Origin of the sequence: Pseudomonas sp. URMO17WK12:I6 (assembly GCF_003253625.1) — a bacterium.
In the GTDB taxonomy this organism is placed as follows: Bacteria; Pseudomonadota; Gammaproteobacteria; order Pseudomonadales; family Pseudomonadaceae; genus Aquipseudomonas.
The window spans coordinates 322,666-341,071 of record NZ_QKYZ01000005.1 but is presented as its reverse complement, the minus strand read 5'-3'; the positions used below and the strand labels follow the sequence as shown (position 1 = coordinate 341,071).

Below are 18,406 nucleotides of genomic sequence, written 5' to 3'. Positions count from 1 at the left end.
CGAGGGAGCTTGCTCCCGCTGGGCTGCGAAGCGGCCCCAAAGCCATTCAATGAGGTCAGTCAGTTGAAACTCGCCAGCAGGTTTTGCGACTGCTGCGCAGTCGAGCGGGAGCAAGCTCCCTCGCCACAGTTTTTAGTGTCGGTAGTGGGAGCCCGTATGTTGCTCAGGCAAATGTGCGTCACGCTGAAACAGCTTTTCCCGCAGACTGCCGCCGTCGTAAGCGGTCTTGTACGAGCCCCTGCGTTGCAACTCGGGAATCACCAGCTCAATGAAGTCCACATAGCTTTCCGGGGTGACGATCCTTGTCAGGTTGAAGCCGTCGAGGCCGGTTTCGGCGATCCATGATTCCAGCTCATCGGCCACTTGCTCAGGCGAGCCGACCACGGTGATGTAGCGGCCGCCGAGGGCGTGTTGTTCCAGCAGTTTGCGGCGGGTCCAGTCGTTGTTTTGCAGGTTCTTGGTGGCGGACTGGATGGCGTTGCTCTTCACGTACTGGATCGGTTCGTCGAGTTCGTACTCGGAAAAATCGATCCCGGTGGACGCCGAAAAGTGCGCCACGCCGGCCTCGGCGCTGGCGTAGCTCAGGTACTCGGCATGCTTGGCCCAGGCCAGTGCTTCGGTGGCGCCGACGATCACGTTCAAGCCCATGAACACCTTGATGTCCCAAGGATTGCGCCCGGCCTCGACGGCGCTGGCGCGAACCTTGTCCACTTGAGCCCGGGTCGCCGGTTTGTTCTGGCCGCTGATGAACACGCACTCGGCATGCCGACCGGCGAACAGCAAACCGCGATCGGAGCTGCCGGCCTGGAACAGCACCGGCGTGCGTTGCGGCGACGGCTCGCAGAGGTGATAACCCTCGACCTGATAGAATTCGCCCTTGTGCTCGACCTTGTGCACTTTGTCTGGCTGGGCGTAGATCCGTTGCTCGCGGTCGTTGAGCACCGCGCTGTTTTCCCAGCTGCCTTCCCAGAGTTTGTAGAGCACTTGCAGGTATTCGTCGGCCTGGTCGTAACGTCGGTCGTGTTCCACCTGCTCGCTGAGGCCCATGGCTTTGGCGGCGCTGTCCAGATAGCCGGTGACGATGTTCCAGCCGACCCGGCCGCGACTCAGATGATCAAGCGTCGACAGGCGTCGGGCGAACAGATACGGCGGCTCGTAGGTCAGGTTAGCGGTCAGGCCGAAGCCGAGGTTCTTGGTGACCGCTGCCATGGCCGAGACCAGGAGCAGCGGATCGTTGACCGGCAATTGGATCGACTCTTTGAGCGGCACGTCGATCGAGTTCTGGTAGACGTCGTACACGCCGACGATGTCGGCGATGAACAGACCGTCGAACAGTCCGCGCTCCAGCAGTTGCGCCAGTTCGGTCCAGTATTCGATCGTCTTGTACTGGGTGGACGTGTCCCGTGGGTGGGTCCACAGGCCATGGTTGATGTGCCCGATGCAGTTCATGTTGAACGCGTTGAGCAGGATCTTCTTTTTGCTCATCAAATGGTCCCCCGCAACGGCGGGTTTTCATCGTTGAGGTAGTAATTGCCCACCGCGTGATACTTCCAGCGCACCGGGTCGTGCAGGGTGTGCACCCGGGCGTTGCGCCAGTGGCGATCGAGGCCGTGCTCAATCAGGGTCGCCTGGCTACCAGCCAGTTCGAACAACGTGCTGCCGGCGGCGAGGGAGATCTCGGTGCTGATGGCCCGGGCTTCGGCAACCACAATCGACGCGGCGGCGACGGTCTCGGCATTGGTGTCGGCCTGGGCCCGGTCGAGGAATTCGCCGGAGCGTTCCAGCAAGGCTTCGGTGGCGTGCAGACGAATACTCAAGTGGCCGAAACTCTTGATGGTCAGCGGGTCTTCGGTGGCTGTTTCATGCGTGGCGTCGATCCACGGTCGGGTTTTGGTGCGCACGAAATGCAATGCATCTTCATAGGCTGCGCGGGCAATGCCGGTGTCGATCGCGGCGTGGAGAATCTGCGCCAATGGGCCGACAGTGGTCGGGCGCTCGAACGCGCTTTGAAATGGAATCACGTCCTCGGCGGCAACGTAGACATCCTCGAACACCACCGAACCGCTGCCGGTGGTGCGCTGGCCGAAGCCGCTCCAGTCGTCGATGACCGTCAGGCCTTTGCTGTTGTGCGGGACGAAGGCCAGCTGTTGCACGCCGTTTTCATCCACTACTGAGGTGGGTATGCGCTGGGCGTAAATGGCGCCGGTGGCGTAGAATTTGCGGCCGTTGATGCGATAGCCATCACCGTCGCGGGTCAGGCGGGTGACGCGGTCATGGGCGGTTTTGGTGCCCAGTTCCGCCAGTGCATTGCCGAAACGCTGGCCGGCCAGCACTTCGGCGTACAGGCGTTTTTTCTGCTCATGGCTGCCGTTCACACGGAGCACTTCGAGGGCGTAGAAATGGTTCTGCGGGATCTGCCCCAGGGAGCCGTCAGCCTGGGCGATCAACGCGATCACTTTGGCCAGGGTGACGTTGGAAACCCCGGCGCCGCCGTATTCCTTTGGCACGCTGATGCCCCAAAGACCCGAACGGGAAAACACTTCCAGTTCCGGGTGCGGCAAACGACGTTCGCGGTCGCGCAGGGCGCTGTCGCGTTTGAAGTCGTCGGCCAGGTCACCGGCGACGATCAGGGCTTGCTCATCGCTGGTAATGACCGCGACGTTTCGAGAAAGAGACATGTGTTTCTCCAGCGATCTGGTCGTTAAATCCAGGAGTGGCGAGCCGGCAACGTGCCGTTCAAGTGATAAGCGCCAACCGCGTGATACTTCCAGCGCACCGGGTCGTGCAGCGTGTGCACCCGGGCATTGCGCCAGTGGCGGTCGAGGTTGAACTCGGCGAGGGTGGCGCGGCTGCCGGCCAGCTCGAAGAGTTTTTCGCTGGCCAGCAGCGAGATCTCGGTGGTCAGCACTTTGGCCTCGGCAACGGCAATCGAGGCGCGTGCCGCAGACTCGGTGGTGAGCGGCGCGGCGTTGACCTGATCGAGCACTTGCCCGGCCTTGCGCAGCAGCGCTTCGGCGGCGTGCAGTTCAATTTTCAGCTTGCCGATATCGGCGATCACGTAGAGGTCGTCGCTGGCCCGTTCGACCTTGGCGTCGATCCAGGGCCGGGCACGGGTTTTCACGAATTCGATGGCGTCATCGATAGCGCCCCGGGCGATGCCGGCGTCGATGGCTGCTTGAATCAGCTGCGATACGGCGCCCTGAGTGTTCGGGCTGTCGTTGATCCTCCAGTTATCCACCACCAACTCGGCGTCGACCCGCACGTTGTTGAGCAAAATGGTGCCGCTGGCGGTGGTGCGCTGGCCGAATCCCGACCAGTCGTCAACGATGCGCAAACCCGGCGTGCCACGACGAACGAAGGCCAACACTTGCTTGCCGTCGTCGTTCAGCGCCTTGACTGCCACCCAATGGGCGAACAAGGCGCCGGTGGAGTAGAACTTCTGCCCGTTGATGACGAAGCCATCGCCGTCTGCGGTGATTCGCGCCTTGAGCTCCAGGGTATTTTTGGTACCGCGCTCCGGCCCCGCGTTACCGATCCGCCAGCCTTCGAGCACGCTTTTGAACAGCTGTTTTTTCTGCGACTCGGTGGCACTGCCCAGTATCAGGTTGAGAATCCCGAACTGGTTCTGCGGGATCTGCCCCAGGGCCGGGTCGGCTGCGGAAATGATCGCGAAGACTTCGGCAACGGTGACGAATGAAACCTGTGGGCCGCCGTACTCACGCGGGATGGCAATGCTGCCCAGGCCGCTGCGGGTGAACTGTTCGATTTCCGACCAGGGCAACTTGCGCTGCTGGTCACGTTTGGCGGCGTGCAGGCGGGCGACTTGCGCCAGCTCTTGGGCAGCCTTGATGGCTTGTGCGTCGTTGCGCAAGACCTGCGCGGGCAACAACAATGGGGCGATGTCCAGATCACTCTGGATGATTGCATCTGCCAGACTGGACATCAGTGCCGCTCCTTGGCTGCACGCAATGCCCTGGCGATTTGCACTGGGGTGATTGTGTTCCGGACCATACCTACCTCACATCTCATGAAAACGCCGCAGGTGTTGCGGCGAACGAAAAACACGAATGTCCGGTGGTCCGGTGCATATACCCTAAACGCGTATAAATAATTAATGAACTAACTTTTAGGAATATAGATAGAAGAGGTGTCACACATCCCTGTAGCAGCTGGCGAAGCCAGCTGCTACAGGGCCTCACTGTTTGCGGGGTTCTGCTGCTTTGAGCGTTTCTTTGGGCGGCACTTTCAGGTAAGGATTGGCACAGCCGATCTTCAGCGTGCGGGCCGGTGCCCAGCGCGAGTTGTTACCCACCCGGTCGAGGATGCAGTAGGTCACTTCCAGTCGAAGGTCTTCGCCGGCTTCGAGAATGATTGCCGGCGGCACCCAGACGTGAATCGGCTGACCCACATCGTCGGCCTTGAGTTTGGGCAGGTCCATGCGCACATCGCCCCAGCGCAGGGTGATTTCGTCGTCGGTGGCCATGTTCAGGTACGGTTCGATGGTCAATGGGACACCGCGTTTGACCTGGTTCGGATTGACCCCCTGACGGCGAATGGTCTCGGGGATGAACACCGGCGCCAGGCTCTGGTTTTCCTCATCGCAAAGGGGCGAGGGTTGACCGCCGGGGCAATCGAGTTTGATCTGGACACGCGCCGCCGGTGATACCGCTGGCCCTTGCCCGATCTGCATGACCTTGTAATGGACGCGAGCAGAACCGTTGGCAATGAAGCTTTCCGGCACCCGCAAGCTCACCGCTTTGTTGCCATGATCCGCTCCCAATACGCTGGAGGCCACGTAGCAGTTGTTCCAGAACAGCTCGATCAGGTCGCCTTCGTACATACGGGGATAGGGAGGCACGTCGATTATCAGGTGAGCGGCCGAGGTGATGTTGATACCAGTCTTGTGAGTTTGCGCCAGGGTCGGGGCTGCAAGCTCGGGTTTGTTCGAAGTGCTTGTCATGGGGTTCTCTCCTTGAAGCCTTACCGCGAAGTCCGTTTCTGAAAGATCGAAAGGCGTGTATTACCAGGCAACAAAACGATTCACTGTTTGTGTGTTTTAAGAATGATCGAGTGTGGTGGTAGTCGCCTGTTGGAGACTAGATAAGAGTGCGTTCGAATAGGTGTCAATAGAACTGATTGGCTAAAGGTTGGTTCTTGGGTTATTCAGAAATTTCCTACGCAGTGTAGTTAGTAAACCGCATCGTGGTGTCGAATTTAGTCCAATATTTCGTGGGTTTTACGCCTTGGGAGCAGCAGCCCGTTGAGTGAGGGTGGTGAGGGATTTCATGGATTTTAAGGGAAGTGAATCTGTTGCAGGACATATATATGTACCGCACGGGAGGGCTGGAAGTTGTTTATGATTTGGGTGAATCAAAGAGGTCAGGGGGAGGAGGGGCATGAGGTTTTTAGAAGAAGGGGGGTGTCACTTCCATCCATGGAAGTTGACGTTTTTTTGAAAGGATGCAACTAAGCGTTGTTAAGGAATTTACTGAGAAACTGCTTCGTCCGTTCTTCTTTCGGGTTGGCAAAGAGTGCCTTGGCTTCGCCCTGTTCGACAATCACACCCTTGTCGAAAAACACCACACGGTTGGCCACGTCCCGAGCAAAACCCATCTCGTGGGTGACGATCACCATGGTGCGTTTCTCCTCGGCCAGGCCGCGGATGGTCGCCAATACTTCGCCCACCAATTCCGGGTCCAGCGCCGAGGTCGGTTCATCGAACAGGATTACTTCCGGTTCCATCGCCAGCGCCCGGGCAATCGCCACACGCTGTTGCTGACCGCCGGAGAGGCGTCGCGGGTAAGCGTCTTCCTTGCCCGCCAGGCCGACCTTGGCCAACAGCTTTTTACCCAAGGCAACGGCGTCGGCTCGTGGAATCTTTTTCACCACGATCGGGCCTTCGATAACGTTTTCCAAGGCTGTGCGATGGGGAAACAGATTGAAGTTCTGGAACACAAAACCCACGTGCTGGCGAAGGCGTCGTACCAGGCTCTGCTGCTGGTTCAGGGGGCGGCTGCCATCGATCTCGATGTCACCGACCTTGATCCGGCCGCTGGTGGGTTCTTCCAGAAAATTCAGGCAACGCAGGAACGTGGTCTTGCCAGAGCCGCTGGGGCCGATGATTGCCACCACCTCGCCTTCCTTCACCTGCAGATCGATGCCGTTGAGCACCACCTGACCCTTGAACTGCTTTGTCAGCTTTTCCACGACAATCATGGGGTCAGGACTCCTGGTCGTGCCGATTGACCCGCTCTTCCAACTTGTTCTGCAGGTGCGAAAGCACCGTGGCCAGAACCCAGTAGATCAGCGCGGCGGCAAGATACATGGTGAAAATTTCGAAGGTACGGGCGGTGATCAGCTGCGCCTGGCGGAACAGCTCCGGCACCTGAATGGTGGCCGCCAGCGCGGTGTCCTTGACCAGCGAGATGAAGCTGTTGCCCAACGGTGGCAGGGCCGTGCGCATCGCTTGCGGCAGAATGGCCCGGCGCAGGGTTTGCGCGCGGGTCATGCCGATACTGGCCGCAGCTTCCCATTGGCCGCGCTCGATGGAGCTGATCGCGGCACGCAGGATTTCGCAGGCGTAGGCCGCCATGTTCAGCGAGAAGCCGATCAGGGCTGCCGGCAGCGGATCAAGTTCGATGCCCAATTGCGGCAAGCCGTAATAGATCACGAACAGTTGCACCAGCAACGGCGTGCCGCGAAAGAACGACACGTAGATGCGGGAAATCCAGCTCACCAGTTTGAAGCGCGACAGGCGCATCAACGCCAGGCCGAAGCCCATCAGCAGGCCGAAGAACATTCCGCCCAGGCTCAGGATGACCGTGTAATACGCGCCCTTGAGCAGGAAGGGCGCGGAGTCCAGCGCGAGTTGGAAAGCTTCTCCCATTATTGAGTGACGTCAGCGCTGAAGTATTTTTCCGAAAGCTTTTTCAGCGTACCGTCGGCACGCAGCTTGTCGATGGCTTTGTTTACCGCGGCCAGCAGTTCAGGCTCGCCTTTGCGCAGGGCAATACCGGCTTCCTGACGAGAGAACGCTTCGCCGGCGGCGGCAGTGTCCTTGGCCTTCCTGGCGTATTCCAGCGCGGCCAGGCGGTCGATCAGAATGGCGTCGATGCGGCCGACGCGCAGATCCTGGAACTTGCTCGGGTCATCTTCGTAGGTGCGGACGTCAGCCTTAGGCACATTCTCTTTCACCCACTGCTCGTAGTTGGTGCCCAGGCCTACGCCGACTTTCTTGCCGGCCAGATCGGCGGCGGTCTTGATGGTGTCTTTGTTTTTGGTCAGGGTCAGCGCCTGAATCCCGGAAACGGTGTACGGCTCGGAGAAGTCGTACTTCTTCTTGCGCTCTTCGGTGATGGTCACCTGGTTGATCACCGCGTCCAGACGCTTGGATTCCAGGGCCGCGAGGATGCCTTCCCATTTGGTCGGCTGCAGTTTGACCTTCACGCCCAGCTCTTTGGCCAAGGCTTCGGAGAACTCGACTTCGAAGCCGCTCAGTTTGCCGGCCTCGTCGACGAAGCTGAACGGTGGATAAGTGCCTTCCAGGCCGACGTTGATCACGCCCGCGTCCTTGATCTTTTGCAGTTGCTCTCCGGCAACCGCTTGCCCGAGCAGGCCGGCGCTCAGCGCCAGGCCCAACGAGCCCACCAGCAGATTTCTACGTAGTGCGGAAAAATTCATGACAAGCCCCTGTGTTTTCTTATGAAGACGCTTAAGGAAAGTTGGCAAATTCGGGATTTGAACGACTGCGATATCCTGCCCTAAAGCAGCTTATGCGTCTCGCTGCAAATTCGCCTGCGGCGCGACTATATGATGTCGTCTTTAGATAGGAAAATAATAAATATTAAGTTTGTTATTCTTTAATTGAATATTGGAAGAATGCATTCCTGTGGCGAGGGGGCTTGCCCCCGTTCGGCTGCGAAGCAGTCGTAATGTCTGCTGACTCGATATGACTGCCGGACACAAGGGGCCGCTGCGCGACCCAACGGGGGCAAGCCCCCTCGCCACAGGACTATCTATCGGTTACAGAAAATCTTTGTAGGCAAACAACGCCGGCGCTCCACCGGTGTGCAGGAAGATGATCGGGCCCGCATCGAAGCGCTGGCGCCCGATGCCGTCGAGCAAACCAGCCATGGCCTTACCGGTATACACCGGGTCCAGCAACAACCCTTCCTGGCTCGCCAACAGCTTCACCGCCGCCAGCGTCCCGGCATTCGGCTCGCCATAACGCGGGCCGAAATATTCGTCCCACAGTTCGACTTTGAAACTCGCCGGCAGGCCCACGCCCAACAGCTCGGCAGTGCGTTCGGCGAGGCCCTGGACTTTCGGTCGTTGAGCTTCATCGCTACGGGAAACGGTCACGCCGATGACTGGCAAATCCGGCAGTACTTCGCTCAATGCCAGCGCCAGGCCGCTATGGGTGCCGGCACTGCCGGAAGCCAGGACTACGGCGGCGAATTGCAGCCCGGTGTCCTTGATCTGCTCGGCCAGTTCCAGACCCGCACGGACATAACCCAAAGCGCCCACCGCATTGGAGCCACCAATCGGCACTAGATAGGGTTTCTTGCCATTGCTGCGCAGACGTGCGGCCAGCGCTTGCAATTGCTCGTCAGCGTTGTCGAGGTTTTCCACCAGTTCGACCTTGGCATCGAACAGGTCCAGCAACAGCCGATTGCCATTGCCGAGGTAGTTGCTATCGTCAGTGCCGAGCGGGTTCTCCAGCAGCGCCACGCAGCCCAGGCCAAGCTTGGCCGCAATGGCGGCGGTTTGGCGCACGTGGTTGGACTGGATCGCGCCAGCGGTGATCAGTGTATCGGCGCCCTGGGCCAGGGCATCGGCGGCGAGGTATTCGAGTTTGCGCAGCTTGTTGCCGCCCAGTGCCAATGGCGTCAGGTCATCGCGTTTGACGTACACATCGCGGCCCAGCCAGGTCGACAGACGTTCGAGTTTTTCCAACGGGGTAGGGTGACCGAGCAGGTCGAGGCGGTTAAAACGGGCAAGCTGTTGTTTGATCATGGGTCCGTACTGGCGGAGAAAGATGTCAGGACTATAGGCACGGGTATTTAGCGGGGCAACTGCCAATCGCTTATAGCCAAAAGTATTGATCCCAGCACTATTGGTTCTTAATTCGGCTGCAAGTCGTTGCCGTAAAGTAATCGCCGTCAGCGCGGCCAGACAGTCCGGCCGCCCGTGAGGAGTTTTTACCGTGAGCGAGCGTTCCAGCCATTGGCAATTGCAGACCATCGTCAGCCAACTGCGTACGGCGCGCGACCAATGGCGCGCACAAAACGGCCGCGCCAGCACCGAGCAGGGCGGTCGCGAGTTGCCGTCCCGAGCGGCCATGGCGGACATTCTCGAAGCCTTGTGCGGTGCGTTGTTTCCGATGCGTCTGGGGCCGGTGGATTTGCGCGAGGAGAGTGAGGACTTCTACGTCGGCCACACACTCGACGTGGCGTTGAATGCATTGCTGGCTCAGGCGCGGCTCGAATTGCGTTACGTCGCTCGCCACAGTGCCGGGGTCGATTCTGAAGTCGAAGCCAAGGCCATCCGGATCATTCAGGACTTCGCCCTCGCTCTGCCGGAATTGCGCAGCCTGTTGGACACCGACGTGCTGGCGGCCTATCACGGCGATCCGGCGGCTCGCAGTGTCGATGAAGTGTTGCTGTGCTACCCGGGAATCCTGGCGGTGATTCACCATCGCCTGGCCCACCATTTGTACCGCGCCGGGTTGCCGTTGCTGGCGCGGATCAGCGCGGAAATCGCCCACTCGGCCACCGGTATCGACATCCATCCTGGCGCGCAGATCGGTCGCAGTTTCTTCATCGACCACGGTACGGGTGTGGTGATCGGCGAAACCGCGATCATTGGTGAGCGGGTGCGGATTTATCAGGCCGTGACGTTGGGCGCCAAGCGCTTCCCGGCGGACGAAGACGGCCAGTTGCAGAAGGGCCATCCGCGGCATCCGATCGTCGAGGACGACGTGGTGATCTATGCCGGCGCGACGATTCTGGGACGGATCACCATCGGCAAGGGCTCGACAATTGGTGGCAACGTCTGGCTGACCCGCAGCGTGCCAGCGGGGTGCAACCTGACCCAGGCGAATCTGCAGCATGATGACGGGACGCAGAAGTAAGGCACCCTGATATTTGCTGACTGACATGCAGTCTTCGCGGGCAAGCCTCGCTCCTACAGAATCAGTGTCGATCGGGGACTTGGCGACCGACACAAAATCTGTAGGAGCGAGGCTTGCCCGCGAATGGTTTCAAGCCAAACCGAGATAATGGCATCCAGCTAATTTTCCACAGAACAAATCCCGTAAACCCCGCGTCATACCCTTCCTTGCACTCGCGCAGAAAAGCTACCGCCGAGCCCTGCGATTAGTCCTTAGCACCCTATTCATGTTTAACTTGAACGTTCATTCAAGTTAAACCGGTGGTTCGCCGCCCGCTCACAACAGGAGGCTTGCCTTTGCTGAGTCCGATTTTTACAGCCACGTTTTCCCCCCTCGAGGTGCACCTTTCGTGAGTGCATCGTCCATCCCCGCAAGCGGCCAGGTCCGCATGAATCCGCCGGTGTTCTATTTCGCGGCGACCTTCATTTTGTTGTTCGCCGTCGTGGTCATGGCAATCCCCGAACAGGCCGGTGCCTGGCTGTTGCAAGCGCAAAACTGGGCGGCCAATACGGTCGGCTGGTACTACATGCTCGCGATGACGCTGTATCTGGTCTTCGTGGTGGTCACCGCCTTGTCCGGCTACGGCAAGATCAAGCTCGGTGCCGACCACGACGAGCCCGAATTCAGTTACTTGTCCTGGGCCGGCATGCTGTTCGCCGCCGGGATCAGCATCACGCTGTTTTTCTTTTGCGTGTCCGAACCACTTACGCATTTGGTGCAACCACCGCAAGGCGAGGCCGGTACGGCGGAGGCGGCGCGTCAGGCGATGCAGATTCTGTTTCTGCACTGGGGCCTGCACGGCTGGGGCGTGTTCGCCTTCGTCGGCATGGCGCTGGCCTATTTCGCCTATCGGCATAACCTGCCGCTGGCCCTGCGTTCGGCGCTGTACCCGCTGATCGGCAAGCGCATCAACGGGCCCATCGGTTACGCGGTGGACGGCTTCGGCATCATCGCCACGGTGTTCGGCCTCGGTGCCGACATGGGCTTTGGCGTATTGCACCTCAACTCCGGCCTGGACTACCTGTTCGGCATCGCCCACACCCAGTGGATTCAGGTCGGCCTGATCACGCTGATGATGGGCGCGGCGATCATCGTCGCGGTGTCTGGCGTCGATAAAGGCGTGCGGGTGATGTCCGACATCAACATGCTGCTGGCCTGTGCGCTGCTGCTGTTCGTGTTGTTCGCCGGTCCTACCCAGCACTTGCTCAATACCCTGATCCAGAACCTTGGCGATTACCTCGGCGCCTTGCCGATGAAGAGTTTCGACCTCTATGCCTATGACAAACCCAGCGACTGGCTGGGCGGTTGGACGGTGTTCTACTGGGCCTGGTGGATTGCATGGTCGCCGTTCGTGGGCTTGTTCATTGCGCGGATTTCCCGTGGCCGGACCATCCGCGAATTCGTCTTCGGCGTGCTGTTGATCCCGCTCGGTTTCACCCTGGCGTGGATGTCGATCTTCGGCAACAGCGCCATCGATCAAGTTCTCAATCACGGCATGAGCGCGCTCGGCATGTCGGCCATCGACAACCCGTCGATGACGCTTTACCTGTTGCTGGAGACCTACCCGTGGAGCAAAACTGTGATCGCGGTCACGGTGTTCATCAGCTTTGTGTTCTTCGTCACCTCCGCCGACTCCGGCACCGTGGTGTTGTCGACCTTGTCCGCCAAGGGTGGCAATCCCGATGAGGACGGGCCGAAATGGCTGCGAGTGTTCTGGGGCGCGATGACGGCACTGGTGACCAGCGCACTGCTGTTCTCCGGCAGCATCGATGCCTTGAAGTCGGCGGTGGTGCTGACCTCGTTACCGTTCTCGATGATTTTGCTGCTGATGATGTGGGGCCTGCACAAGGCGTTTTATCTGGAGTCGCAGAAGCAGATCGCGCAATTGCATTCCCTCGCGCCGGTGGCCGGTTCGCGACGCGGTGGATGGCGTCAGCGCTTGAGTCAGGCGGTGCATTTTCCGTCTCGGGATGAGGTCTATCGCTTCCTTGATACGACGGTGCGCCCGGCGATCGAGGAAGTGACCGCCGTGTTTGTCGAGAAGGGATTGCACGTGGTCACTCAGCCCGATCCGGCCAACGACAACGTTAGCCTGGAAATCGGTCACGGCGAACTGCATCCGTTCATCTATCAGGTGCAAATGCGCGGCTACTTCACACCGTCCTTCGCCCGTGGCGGCATGGGTTCCAAGCAACTCAACAACCGTCGCTACCACCGTGCCGAAGTGCATTTGCGCGAGGGCAGTCAGGACTACGATCTGGTGGGTTACACCAAGGATCAGGTGATCAACGACATCCTCGACCAGTACGAACGGCACATGCAGTTTTTGCATTTGGTGCGTTGATCGACCGGTGGCGCTCAGGTCTCGCTGCTCAACACCATGAACAGCACCAGTGCCGCCACCGGTATGCCGAACACCGCGCTGCCCACCACCAGTTCCGCGCTCAACGGTTGGCCAGCGTTGACCATTCCGACTGCGCCGTTGATCAAGGTCAACGCCAGCCACAGCACGACAAAGCTGTAGGCCAGGGTCTGACGAGAGAAACCGATTTTCTCGCCGATGAACAGCATCAGTGCCAGCAGGATCAGGCCGAAGAAGATGATGATCGTGGTGTGCATGATGCGTTCCGTCCTTCAGATGTGTGCTGCCTTACGGCCCAATACATCGAGCATAGTTAAACCAACCCGCCGTTAACGCGCAGGATTTGCCCGTTGACCCAGGCCGAATCCGGGCCGACCAGGAAGGACACGACGCGGGAGATGTCTTCTGGCTGAGCCAGGCGTTCCAGCGGTGGCATCTTGGCGAAGGTCTGGATCTGTTCTTCGCTCTTGCCGTGCAGGAACAGGTCGGTGGCGACCGGGCCCGGGGCCACGGCGTTGACGGTGATGTTGCGACCGCGCATTTCCTTGGCGAACACTTGGGTCAGGGATTCCACTGCCGCCTTGCTGGCGATGTACACCGCATAGCCCGGCAGGTTCATGCCGACGGTGCTGCTGGAGAAGTTGATGATCCGGCCACCACTGTTCAGGCGCGTTGCCGCTTCACGCAGAGTGTTGAAAGTGCCGCGAGCGTGGATGTTGAAGTTCTGGTCGAACAGTTCGTCGCTGTGTTGCGCCAGCGGCAGCACTTTGAGGATGCCGGCGTTATTGACCAGCACGTCGACCTTGCCCAGTTGGGTTTCGGCTTCGTCGAACAGCCGGCGTACATCGTCGGCGTTGCCCACATCAGCCTTGATCGCTATGGCCCGGTGACCGGCCTGCCGCAGTTTTACCACCAGTGCCGACGCCACGGTGGCGCTGTTAGCGTAGTTGATGGCGACGGCGAAACCCTGGGCGGCCAGTTGCTGGGCGATCACGGCACCAATGCCGCGGGAGGCGCCGGTCACGATGGCAACTTTCGAAGTTTGAGTAGTCATGGCGTTGATTCCTTGGAGTGGCTGGGGTGTGGAGCCAGATTCACATGTTTACTCAGGGTGATAGATGCACGAGAGTTGCCTTTACTGTTCAATAATCGCCAACAATCGATCGTCAGGAGCGCCGTATGGATCAAGTCAAGGCGATGAAGGTTTTCGTGCGGATCTACGAGCGCAGCAGCTTCACGCTGGCGGCCGATGACCTGAACCTGCCGCGTGCCACCCTGACCCATACGCTGAATCAGTTCGAAGCCTGGCTCGGTACCCGTTTACTGGAGCGCAGCACGCGCAAGGTCCGTCCTACGCTGGATGGCGAGGCGTACTACTTGCGTTGCGTGCAGTTGTTGGCAGAACTGGAAGAAGCCGAACTGGCATTTCGCGGCGTTGCGCCGAAAGGCCGATTACGGGTGGATCTGCATGGCACGTTGGCCAAGCACTTTGTCATCCCGGCGTTGCCGCAATTCATGGCGCGCTACCCGGACATCGAACTATCCATCAGCGAAGCCGATCGCTTCGTCGACCTGATCGCCGAAGGCGTTGATTGCGTGTTGCGCGCCGGCACCTTGGGCGACTCGGCGCTAATCGGTAAACGTGTCGCCAACCTGCGCCAGATCACCTGCGCCAGCCCGGCATACTTGCGTAAGTACGGCGAACCGAAAAACCTCGAAGACCTGAAAAACCACCGCGCGGTGAACTACGTTTCGCGCACCACGGCCAAGCTGTTTCCATTCGAGTTCATGGTGGATGGCGAGCTGAAAGAAGTGGCCATCGATGGCGCGTTGTCGGTGTTCGGCGCGGAGATTTATGCGGCCTCGGCAATTGCCGGATTGGGGCTGATTCAGTGCCCGCATTACCGAATGGAAACGCAGATTGCCCAAGGGTTGGTGCAGGAAATCCTCACCGAAACACCGCCGCCATCGATGCCGGTTTCGGTGTTGTATCCGCATAACCGACACATGTCGCCACGGGTTCGGGTGTTTGTGGATTGGTTGGGGGAGGTGTTTGCAGGGGCTCAATAACTGCCGGCCTACCGATCGTTCCCACGCTCCTGCGTGGGAACGATCACTCTCAAGACCGAAAATCTATGAAACGTTTCAGCAATTAGTCGAATCCGGGGTTTCCTGGCGTTTGTCTGGGCGTATGCTGGGCAGCTTGCAAAGCAGTCGATACCCCATTCAAGACCCACAAGAGAGGATTCGATGACCTACACCGCTGCCGAAAACCGCTACGATTCCATCCCTTACCGCCGCGTAGGTCGCAGCGGACTGGTGCTGCCGGCACTGTCGCTGGGCCTGTGGCACAACTTCGGCGACAGCACGCCGATCGACACCCAGCGCTCGCTGCTGCGCACGGCGTTCGATCTGGGCATCAACCACTTCGACCTGGCCAACAACTATGGCCCGCCGTACGGCAGCGCCGAGATCAACTTCGGTCGTTTGCTGCGCGAAGACTTCAAGCAGTACCGCGATGAGCTGATCATCTCCAGCAAGGCCGGTTGGGACATGTGGCCCGGCCCTTACGGCCAGGGCGGCGGATCGCGCAAGTATGTGCTGGCCAGTCTCGACCAGAGCCTGCAACGCCTGGGCCTCGATTACGTGGACATCTTCTATTCCCACCGTTTTGACCCGGACACCCCGCTGGAAGAAACTGCCAGCGCACTGGCCACCGCCGTGCAACAGGGCAAGGCCTTGTACATTGGCATCTCGTCTTACTCCGGGGTGAAAACCCGGGAAATGGCCGCGTTGCTCAAGGAGTGGAAAGTCCCGCTGCTGATCCACCAGCCGGCCTACAACCTGCTCAATCGCTGGGTGGAAAAGGACCTGCTGGATGTCACCGACGAACTCGGTACCGGCGTGATCGCCTTCACGCCGTTGGCGCAGGGCCTGTTGACCGACAAATACCTCAATGGCATTCCGAAGGATGCGCGGGTCAATCGCCCGGGCGGTGATTCATTGCAGTCCTCTCACCTGTCCGAAGCCAACATCGCCCAAGTGCGGGCGCTCAATGAGATCGCCAAGCGTCGTGGTCAGAGCCTGGCGCAACTGGCGTTGGCCTGGACCCTGCGCGATCCACGGGTGACCTCGGCGCTGATCGGCGCGAGCCGGCCGGAGCAGATCATCGAGAACGTCGGGGCGCTGAAGAACCTGAGTTTTAGCGTGGAAGAACTGGCGGAGATTGATCGATTTGCCCAGGAGGGCGGGATCAATCTGTGGGAGAAGCCTTCGATGGCTGAGTAACTGAGTACTGATCGTTCCCATGCAGAGCGTGGGAACGATCGGGAACTGGCGGCTCAACGAAAAAACGGCACATCCCCCAACACCGTCGCCCGCTGCATCACCCGCCGTGCCGGGCGGTAATCATCCACCGCGTAATGCTGGGTCACGCGGTTATCCCAAAACGCGATGTCGTCTTTTTGCCAGCGCCAGCGGATGGTGAAGTCCGGCCGTGTGGTGTGGGCGAACAAGAACTTCAGAACTGCTTCGCTCTCGGTTTCCGACAACTCATTGATCTTCGATGTGAAGCCCTCATTGACGAATAACGACCGGCGCCCGCTCACCGGGTGTGTACGAATTACCGGGTGTGACAGTGGCGGGCTCTTGCGCCGGGCTTCTTCCCACTGGGCCAGCGCCTCCGGCGTGTTGCCATAGCGCTCCAGTGGAAACGAGCGGGTGAAATCGTGAGTGGCGGTCAGCCCCTCGAGCAAGGTTTTCATCGGCGCGGACAACGCTTCATACGCCGCAATGCCGCTGGCCCACAGGGTGTCGCCGCCAAACTCCGGCAGCAACTTGGCGCTGAGCACCGCGCCCATCGCCGGGGTCGGCAGGAACGTCACATCGGTGTGCCAGATCGCGTTGTCCCGCACGTCGGTGACGGCGGTGTCGAGGATCAGTACTTCCGGTTGTTCCGGCACGTTCGGGTAGATCGGATGAATATGCAGGTCGCCGAAATAGGCGGCGAATCGCGCCTGTTGCTGTGGCTCGATCGGCTGGTTGCGGAAGAACAGCACCTGATACTTGAGCAGCGCCTGCTCGATGGCGGCGCGTTGTTCCGCGTTCAGCGGCTGACTGATGTCGACGCCGCTGATTTGCGCGCCGAGGGCGCAGCTTAAAGGGACGATAGTCAGGTGGCTCATGGTGGTTCTCTTCAATCCGGGGTGTCGACACATGAATATTCAGTGAGCCTGGCCATGCCACGGCACCAGTTTGCGCTGCAGGGCGCGCAGGCCCATCTCCATGGCGAAGGCGATCAGCGCGATCACCAGAATCCCCAGCACCACCACATCGGTGACCAGGAACTGCGCCGCCGACTGCACCATGAAGCCCAAACCGCTGGTGGCAGCGATCAACTCGGCAGCCACCAGCGTCGACCAACCTACCCCCAAGCCAATGCGCACGCCGGTCAAAATGTCCGGCAAGGCACTGGGCAGAATCACATGGCGAATCAACTGCGCCCGAGTCGCACCCAACGACTGCGCGGCGCGCAATTTCGCCGGGTCGACGGTGCGCACGCCGGTGGCGGTGGCGATGGCTATCGGGGCGAAGATCGCCAGGTAGATCAGCAACACTTTCGACAGCTCACCGATGCCGCACCAGATCACGATCAGCGGCAAATAGGCCAGGGGCGGAATCGGGCGGTAAAACTCGATCAGCGGATCGAGAATGCCGCGAGCAATGCGGTTGTGGCCGATGGCAATGCCGATCGGCACTGCGGTCAGCACTGCGAAGCCCAGGCCCAAACCGATGCGGCTGAGGCTCGCGCCCAAGTGCTGCCACAAGGTCGAATCCATGTAACCGCTGGTCACCAGCAACCAGCCTTTTTGCAGCACGGCGGAGGGGGGCGGCAGGAACAGTGGTTCGATCAAACCGGTGGCGGTGACGGCCCACCAGATCGCCAACAGCGCGATCAGTGTCAGCACGCTGATCCAGCGGGTGCTGATACGGCGGCGTAGCGCGATCACCGCCGAGCCCTTCACCTTTGAACCGGGTTTTACCGTTGCGGCGGGAATTCCATAGCTGCTCATGCGTGCTCCTGCCGCTGGACGGCACTGCGTTGGGAGAACACTTTGGCGAGCACGTGTTCGCGGGTTTCGATAAAACGCGGGTCGGACTTGATCGAGCGCGCCGATTCACCTGCGGCGTAACGTTGGCCAAAATCCAGGCTCAGGCGCTCGACGATTTGCCCGGGATTCGGCGCCAGCAGAATCAGGTCGGTGGCGAGGAACACCGCTTCTTCAATATCGTGGGTAATCAGGAACACCGGTTTGGCGGTGCGTTGCCAGACTTGCAGCAGCAGCTCCTGCATCTGTTCGCGGGTGAAGGCATCCAGGGCGCCGAAGGGTTCGTCCATCAGCAACACCCGAGGGTCGGCGGCGAGGGCGCGGGCCAGGCCGACACGTTGTTTCTGCCCGCCCGAGAGTTGCCAGATGCGGCGGTTTTCGAAACCGGAAAGGTCTACCAGCGCGAGCATTTCCCGGGCGCGCTGTTCACGTTTTTCCCGCGCGGCGCCGGCCAGTTCCAGGCCGAAGCCGACGTTGGCCAGCACGTCCTGCCAAGGCAGCAGGGCGTCGTCCTGAAACACCACGCCGCGCTCGGCGCTCGGGCCTTTGACCGGCACGCCGTCAAGGGTGATGCGCCCGGCGCTGGGCTCGACGAAACCGGCAATCAGGTTCAACAGCGAAGTCTTGCCACTGCCGGAAGGGCCGAGGGCGACCAGCAACTGCCGGGGCCCAAGGCTCAGGGAAATATCCGCCAGCACAGGTTCCGCTGCACCGGGGTACTGTGCGCTGATGCGCTCCAGCTGTAGCAAAGCCATCGCGGTTAAC

The 18,406-nt window shown here is 60.1% G+C and carries 17 protein-coding genes; 4 read left to right on the top strand and 13 right to left on the bottom strand.

Going from position 1 to position 18,406, the window contains the following annotated elements; translation table 11 throughout:
* Positions 1-132: 132 nt before the first annotated feature.
* From F475_RS12075 to F475_RS12035, 8 genes are all read right to left on the bottom strand, one after another.
* A complete protein-coding gene (locus F475_RS12075; protein ID WP_111453979.1) occupies positions 133-1,485 on the bottom strand; it encodes an LLM class flavin-dependent oxidoreductase in 1,353 nt (450 codons plus the stop codon).
* Positions 1,485-2,678 (bottom strand): SfnB family sulfur acquisition oxidoreductase, encoded by a 1,194-nt coding sequence (locus F475_RS12070; RefSeq protein WP_111453978.1) that lies wholly within the window; start codon positions 2,676-2,678, stop codon positions 1,485-1,487. The genes F475_RS12075 and F475_RS12070 overlap by 1 nt, the downstream gene beginning before the upstream one ends.
* 23 nt (positions 2,679-2,701) lie before the next feature.
* On the bottom strand, positions 2,702-3,943 hold the full coding sequence (locus tag F475_RS12065) for an SfnB family sulfur acquisition oxidoreductase (RefSeq protein ID WP_111453977.1): 1,242 nt from the start codon (positions 3,941-3,943) through the stop codon (positions 2,702-2,704).
* Positions 3,944-4,195: 252 nt separating this feature from the next.
* Positions 4,196-4,960 carry a hypothetical protein gene (locus tag F475_RS12060; RefSeq protein ID WP_111453976.1) on the bottom strand — a complete coding sequence of 255 codons (765 nt, stop codon included), beginning with the start codon at positions 4,958-4,960 and terminating at the stop codon, positions 4,196-4,198.
* Positions 4,961-5,466: 506 nt separating this feature from the next.
* Positions 5,467-6,216 carry an L-cystine ABC transporter ATP-binding protein TcyN gene (gene tcyN / locus F475_RS12055; protein ID WP_007939567.1) on the bottom strand — a complete coding sequence of 250 codons (750 nt, stop codon included), beginning with the start codon at positions 6,214-6,216 and terminating at the stop codon, positions 5,467-5,469.
* Positions 6,217-6,220: 4 nt separating this feature from the next.
* Positions 6,221-6,886, bottom strand: coding sequence for a cystine ABC transporter permease (gene tcyL, locus F475_RS12050; protein WP_007939566.1), 666 nt, complete (start codon positions 6,884-6,886; stop codon positions 6,221-6,223).
* Positions 6,886-7,680 carry a cystine ABC transporter substrate-binding protein gene (tcyJ, locus tag F475_RS12045; protein WP_019581730.1) on the bottom strand — a complete coding sequence of 265 codons (795 nt, stop codon included), beginning with the start codon at positions 7,678-7,680 and terminating at the stop codon, positions 6,886-6,888. The genes tcyL and tcyJ overlap by 1 nt, the downstream gene beginning before the upstream one ends.
* A 342-nt stretch (positions 7,681-8,022) precedes the next feature.
* Positions 8,023-9,015, bottom strand: coding sequence for a D-cysteine desulfhydrase (locus F475_RS12035; protein WP_018929333.1), 993 nt, complete (start codon positions 9,013-9,015; stop codon positions 8,023-8,025).
* 190 nt (positions 9,016-9,205) lie between these two features.
* Here F475_RS12035 and epsC point away from each other — a divergent pair, with 190 nt between their 5' ends.
* Entirely contained in the window at positions 9,206-10,132 is a 927-nt protein-coding gene (epsC, locus tag F475_RS12030) for a serine O-acetyltransferase EpsC (RefSeq protein WP_018929332.1), read from the top strand.
* A gap of 427 nt (positions 10,133-10,559) precedes the next feature.
* Positions 10,560-12,515 (top strand): choline transporter BetT, encoded by a 1,956-nt coding sequence (betT, locus tag F475_RS12025; protein ID WP_018929331.1) that lies wholly within the window; start codon positions 10,560-10,562, stop codon positions 12,513-12,515.
* Positions 12,516-12,529: 14 nt separating this feature from the next.
* Here betT and F475_RS12020 read toward each other — a convergent pair whose 3' ends face one another.
* A complete protein-coding gene (locus F475_RS12020; RefSeq protein ID WP_086944167.1) occupies positions 12,530-12,790 on the bottom strand; it encodes a hypothetical protein in 261 nt (86 codons plus the stop codon).
* Between the two features lie 56 nt (positions 12,791-12,846).
* Positions 12,847-13,587, bottom strand: a complete 741-nt coding sequence (locus F475_RS12015) for an SDR family oxidoreductase (RefSeq protein WP_111453975.1) — start codon at positions 13,585-13,587, stop codon at positions 12,847-12,849.
* Between the two features lie 125 nt (positions 13,588-13,712).
* Here F475_RS12015 and F475_RS12010 point away from each other — a divergent pair, with 125 nt between their 5' ends.
* Together F475_RS12010 and mgrA are read left to right on the top strand one after the other, a co-directional pair.
* Positions 13,713-14,603 carry a LysR family transcriptional regulator gene (locus F475_RS12010; protein ID WP_111453974.1) on the top strand — a complete coding sequence of 297 codons (891 nt, stop codon included), beginning with the start codon at positions 13,713-13,715 and terminating at the stop codon, positions 14,601-14,603.
* A 180-nt stretch (positions 14,604-14,783) separates the two neighbouring features.
* Positions 14,784-15,821, top strand: a complete 1,038-nt coding sequence (mgrA, locus tag F475_RS12005; RefSeq protein WP_018929326.1) for an L-glyceraldehyde 3-phosphate reductase — start codon at positions 14,784-14,786, stop codon at positions 15,819-15,821.
* A 53-nt stretch (positions 15,822-15,874) separates the two neighbouring features.
* On the opposite strand, the gene tauD is transcribed toward mgrA, so the two are convergent.
* From tauD to tauB, 3 genes are read right to left on the bottom strand one after another with little or no spacing between them, the layout of a single operon-like run.
* Positions 15,875-16,717: a taurine dioxygenase gene (gene tauD, locus F475_RS12000; protein WP_111453973.1), complete on the bottom strand. Its 843-nt coding sequence runs from the start codon at positions 16,715-16,717 to the stop codon at positions 15,875-15,877.
* A gap of 39 nt (positions 16,718-16,756) precedes the next feature.
* The gene (tauC, locus tag F475_RS11995) at positions 16,757-17,605 is read right to left on the bottom strand and encodes a taurine ABC transporter permease TauC (protein ID WP_018929324.1); all 849 of its coding nucleotides are present in this window, start codon (positions 17,603-17,605) and stop codon (positions 16,757-16,759) included.
* Positions 17,602-18,396, bottom strand: a complete 795-nt coding sequence (tauB, locus tag F475_RS11990) for a taurine ABC transporter ATP-binding subunit (protein ID WP_018929323.1) — start codon at positions 18,394-18,396, stop codon at positions 17,602-17,604. The genes tauC and tauB overlap by 4 nt, the downstream gene beginning before the upstream one ends.
* Positions 18,397-18,406 lie beyond the last annotated feature (10 nt).